Annotated in this window: 5 protein-coding genes; 3 read left to right on the top strand and 2 right to left on the bottom strand. The window is 38.4% G+C overall.

Features of this window, described 5'->3' with window-relative positions; translation table 11 throughout:
- The coding region (locus ACEW8O_RS07275) for an AMP-binding protein (RefSeq protein ID WP_373493960.1) at positions 1-910 on the bottom strand (910 nt) is incomplete at its 3' end.
- Positions 911-993: 83 nt separating this feature from the next.
- Between ACEW8O_RS07275 and ACEW8O_RS07270 the strand changes: the two genes are divergently transcribed.
- The 3 genes from ACEW8O_RS07270 to ACEW8O_RS07260 all read left to right on the top strand — a co-directional run bounded on the left by ACEW8O_RS07270 (position 994) and on the right by ACEW8O_RS07260 (position 3,063).
- Complete coding sequence (locus ACEW8O_RS07270; protein WP_373493959.1) at positions 994-1,833, top strand: 1,4-dihydroxy-2-naphthoyl-CoA synthase; 840 nt, start codon at positions 994-996, stop codon at positions 1,831-1,833.
- Positions 1,834-1,883: 50 nt separating this feature from the next.
- On the top strand, positions 1,884-2,720 hold the full coding sequence (locus tag ACEW8O_RS07265) for a lysophospholipase (protein ID WP_373493958.1): 837 nt from the start codon (positions 1,884-1,886) through the stop codon (positions 2,718-2,720).
- A gap of 139 nt (positions 2,721-2,859) precedes the next feature.
- Entirely contained in the window at positions 2,860-3,063 is a 204-nt protein-coding gene (locus ACEW8O_RS07260; RefSeq protein WP_373493957.1) for a hypothetical protein, read from the top strand.
- Between the two features lie 205 nt (positions 3,064-3,268).
- Here ACEW8O_RS07260 and ACEW8O_RS07255 read toward each other — a convergent pair whose 3' ends face one another.
- A complete protein-coding gene (locus ACEW8O_RS07255; protein WP_373493956.1) occupies positions 3,269-3,889 on the bottom strand; it encodes a c-type cytochrome in 621 nt (206 codons plus the stop codon).
- Between the last annotated feature and the right edge of the window lie 435 nt (positions 3,890-4,324).

The raw sequence follows: 4,324 nt of genomic DNA, 5'->3' as shown, positions 1-4,324 counted from the left end.
AGACGAGGATCAGTTTATGAACTAATTTTTCAACTCCATTCCCATATACGAAATAGGCGATATCCCCAAAATGTTTTGAAATAAACGGTAATAATTGCGGTTCCAATACTTCAGGTTGGATTTTTATTCCACCTGAATTGATAGTAAAATCCGCTCTTCCGATCCATTTGAATTGACTTTGGTTCAATAATTCAACAATGTCATTTGTTTGGAGTTTTTCTTCTGTGGCCATGGCTGCTGAAATCCATAAACGATCATCCTTATCACTCCCTATACTGACACCGGTAATGGTTTCAAACACCAATTCATCTCGCGTGATGGGAGCAAGGGCAATATGTGAAACTGTTTCTGTCATTCCAAAAGTCTGATAAGCATTGATCTGTTTTTCTACAATCTTTTCCCTCAATACCACCGAAGTTGGTGCACCACCAATAATCAGGGTACCTATATTTTTTAATTTTCGGAGCGTGACTTCTTTTGATAAACATGCCTGAACCTGTAATGGTACCATAGCGGCAAAATCAATGTGGGATACCAACCAAAGGTCTTCCAATGGATTTTCCTTGGTCTTTACAAAAACCAATTCAGCATCCCATTCCACAGCCCTTACAAGCATCATTTTTCCTGCTATCATTTCGGTATTCAGGCAGCACAATAAAGTTGACTTAGAGTCAATCTTTAAATAAGCCTTGGTTGCCTCGGCAGAAATCTGCATTTGTTTGCGGCTGACTTTGATTTTTTTTGGTTTGCCTGTAGAACCTGAAGTTTTTAGTTCGAACTCTTCTACGCCATTTACCCATTGTTGACAAAATGAGAAAGCCTGATGCAGATAGGAATCATCTTCACTCCATTGTCCGTTTTTGATTTGGTCAAAAGTGTAGTCCCTATTTTCTAAAATGATTTTTCCCATGGCTTTTCAAGACCTTCTTTCAAAATTCAACAAATTTCCCGTAAGCCTGTTAACTTGCGGTAAAAATATAAACAAATATTGCCATGTCAATTAACTGGAAAACCGCCAAAGAATATCAGGATATAACCTATAAAAAATGTGATGGAGTAGCAAGGATAGCCTTTAACCGGCCTGAGGTGCGGAATGCCTTTCGACCAAGAACCACAAGCGAATTGTATGATGCTTTTTATGAAGCGCAGGAGGACACCTCAATTGGTGTGATATTGCTATCTGCTGAAGGGCCATCGCCAAAGGATGGGGTATATTCTTTTTGTTCTGGAGGAGATCAAAAGGCGAGAGGTCATCAAGGCTATGTGGGTGAAGACGGGATGCATAGGTTGAATATTCTCGAAGTTCAAAGACTGATTCGCTTTATGCCCAAAGTGGTCATAGCGGTGGTGCCGGGTTGGGCAGTAGGCGGGGGGCACAGCTTACATGTAGTCTGCGACCTGACCTTGGCGAGTAAAGAGCATGCGATATTTAAACAGACCGATGCAGATGTAACCAGTTTTGATGGGGGATATGGTTCAGCTTATCTTGCAAAAATGGTAGGTCAGAAAAAGGCGAGAGAAATTTTCTTTTTGGGAAGGAATTACTCAGCGCAGGAAGCTGCCGATATGGGTATGGTCAATGCGGTGATTCCCCATGCTGAACTCGAAGAAACTGCTTACCAATGGGCACAGGAAATCCTTGCAAAATCTCCGACTTCCATCAAAATGTTGAAATTTGCCATGAACCTTACCGACGATGGTATGGTAGGTCAACAGGTCTTTGCAGGAGAAGCTACGCGATTGGCATACATGACTGAGGAGGCCAAAGAAGGCAGGAATGCTTTCCTTGAGAAGAGAAAGCCTAACTTTAAGAATATCAAGTGGATACCATGATTTAACTCAAGTTGATTTGAACATCCTATTTTACAACCAATTACCAACCCATGAAACATCTTGAAACTTCCTACACAACCCATGATGGGATCAAGCTTTATTTACAGGCTTGGATGCCTGAAAAATCCGAGGCGTCAATATTGATAGTACATGGACTTGGTGAACACAGTAGTCGATATGCCCACTTTGCCAAGAAATTGGTAAATAGGAATATTGCTGTTTTTACTTTTGATGGAAGGGGTCATGGTAAATCATCACTACCCAAACCGACGGCCTATGTTTCGGATTATAAAGACTACCTCAAAGATATCGATGCACTGTTCGGCAAAGTAAAAAATTTTGTTGCTGATGCACCTGCATTTATTTTTGGACATAGTATGGGAGGGGGAATGGTAGCAGCTTACGCGCTCAATTATCAACCTGAAGCTAAGGGAATAATTTTGAGTGCTCCTGCTTTGAAACCTGATGTAAATGTGTCAAAATTATTGATAGCCGGTGCTTCAATTTTAAGTAACCTTGTCCCCAATATGAAAGTATTGAAGATTGAAAGTGAAATGATTTCGCATGATCCGGCAGAAGTAAAGAAATACAAGGAAGACCCTTTGAATTATCAAGAGAGTATACCCGCCAGGACGGGTTACCAAATATTGAGGATGATCAAGGAAATTCAATCAAAGTCAAATCAATTTCAATATCCGGTCTTATTGCTTCATGGCACAGGAGACCAACTTACAAATCCAAAAGGGACAGAAGAATTTTTAAAGAATATTGCATCAAAAGATGCAACCTTCCGCCGATATCCTGATCTCTATCATGAACTGATCAATGAAATTGAAAAAGAGGAAATAATGGAGGATATTTTAAAATGGATTTTGGAGAGGATTTAGTTTTCATTTTTTCGAATAAAGGTTAGGTTTTCCGATTTTTGAGGTGATTATATGATAAATGGATTGTTCCACTTTAGGGGAGGAATCGCAACTAAAAATAAAATTCGCTAACTTTATTGGACTAATAAAATACTATCAAATGGATATTGCGGTAAAATACAGAATAATATCAGAAATCATCAATAGCAATGATGAACGTGTTTTGAATGCAGTTAAATCACTTTTGAACATTGAAGATGAAGGGGATTTTTGGGATGAATTAAATACTGAAGACCGGGCAGCTATCAATGAGGGATTGGAACAGTTGGATAAAGCACAGTACCTTTCCCGAATCAGTTCGTGAGGAAATCAAAAATCGATTTAATTTTTAGGTGGATTTGGTAGTCCGATATTCTCTTCGTGCCAGGCATGAACAATTAGAATTGTTAGAATAAAATAAGCAATTTGATGGGGACTCGGTATGAAGACGTTAAATTAATAATTAATAGAAACCGGAATGATTTTGCATTCCGGCTTCAATTCAGACAAAACCAACAAACACTCTTATTTTATTGAGTAGTCGATTGTGCCGACGCCAAAACTGGAGGTATAGGGCTTGGAACAATATTGGAAATTGGTTTTGTGGATTTGAGGTATGCATAAATGGCCTTTAATTCCTGATCCGTCATGTCTTTGTACATTTCCCAAGGCATAGGTGGTAATAATGGCCTGGCATTTTTCAAACCTTTGAATTTCCCCTCTCTTAAGGCTGTGAAAAACTGCTCTTCAGTCCATGTCCCAATCCCCGTATCATCAGAAGTCAGGTTGCCCGCAAAGGAAATGCCCCAAGGTCCCACCCAAGATGTGAGAAAATTAGTTGTGACCAAGCCATTTTGCTCTACATTCATCCTATCTACTTCAGGATAGGGCAAAGTTGAGGGATGACCTGAAAGGGCCAAATCCCAATCAAACTCCAATCCATTGGGTCCGATTTTTTTTGGGGTATGACAATCATGACAGGCCCCAACTGTAACCAAATGCTTACCATATTCCTCCAAGGATTGATATCCAAGAAGTTGCCATTGTTCCTTCAGTTCTACTTCCTGAACCTTTTCTGCTTGTTGACATCTACTCAATCCCAACAACACTCCGATTGTCAGGATTAATCCAAAAATTTCGTTCTTCTTCATAGGAATTTTTCATTTTTTTTAAGTGGGTTTTTTTCTTGAGTTTCATTGAGTTTTTAAGGTTTGACTGAAATTTTGTTTGTGATTTTAAGAGAATAAAAAAGATAAAAATCGCTACTGGGTAAGGGTAATGTCAATAATTATAAGGGTATTTAAATTCTAAGAAATGTAGGAAAAAATTATGAAATAACGTACTAATAACCTGATAGTTATGAAAATATATTTTTGATTTTTAAAGGTCTCAATTTACATGAAACCTGGAATGATTTTTTAATGCATCATCCTACCTAATATCTTTGATATAAGTTGAATAGAAGGAAACAATTACAAGCTTTGGTTCTTTACCAAATCTCTGTGACATAATTTATTCTATGGTAAAAATCAATTGGATTTCACTTCCAATAGAAGTAGATTCCCCGAAATTCTACAGAGGAGGCT

It is taken from the genome of Aquiflexum sp. (genome assembly GCF_041749095.1).
Taxonomy (GTDB): Bacteria; Bacteroidota; Bacteroidia; order Cytophagales; family Cyclobacteriaceae; genus Aquiflexum.
The sequence above is the reverse complement of the archived record's forward strand: the minus strand, read 5'-3'. Positions and strand labels throughout refer to the sequence as shown.

What these genes read in the sequence shown, in the direction of transcription:
- ACEW8O_RS07270 (WP_373493959.1), top strand. Translation starts at nt 994, where the DNA reads ATGTCAATTAACTGGAAAACCGCCAAAGAATATCAGGATATAACCTAT.
- ACEW8O_RS07255 (WP_373493956.1), bottom strand. Translation starts at nt 3,889, where the DNA reads ATGAAGAAGAACGAAATTTTTGGATTAATCCTGACAATCGGAGTGTTG.
- ACEW8O_RS07265 (WP_373493958.1), top strand. Translation starts at nt 1,884, where the DNA reads ATGAAACATCTTGAAACTTCCTACACAACCCATGATGGGATCAAGCTT.
- ACEW8O_RS07260 (WP_373493957.1), top strand. Translation starts at nt 2,860, where the DNA reads ATGGATATTGCGGTAAAATACAGAATAATATCAGAAATCATCAATAGC.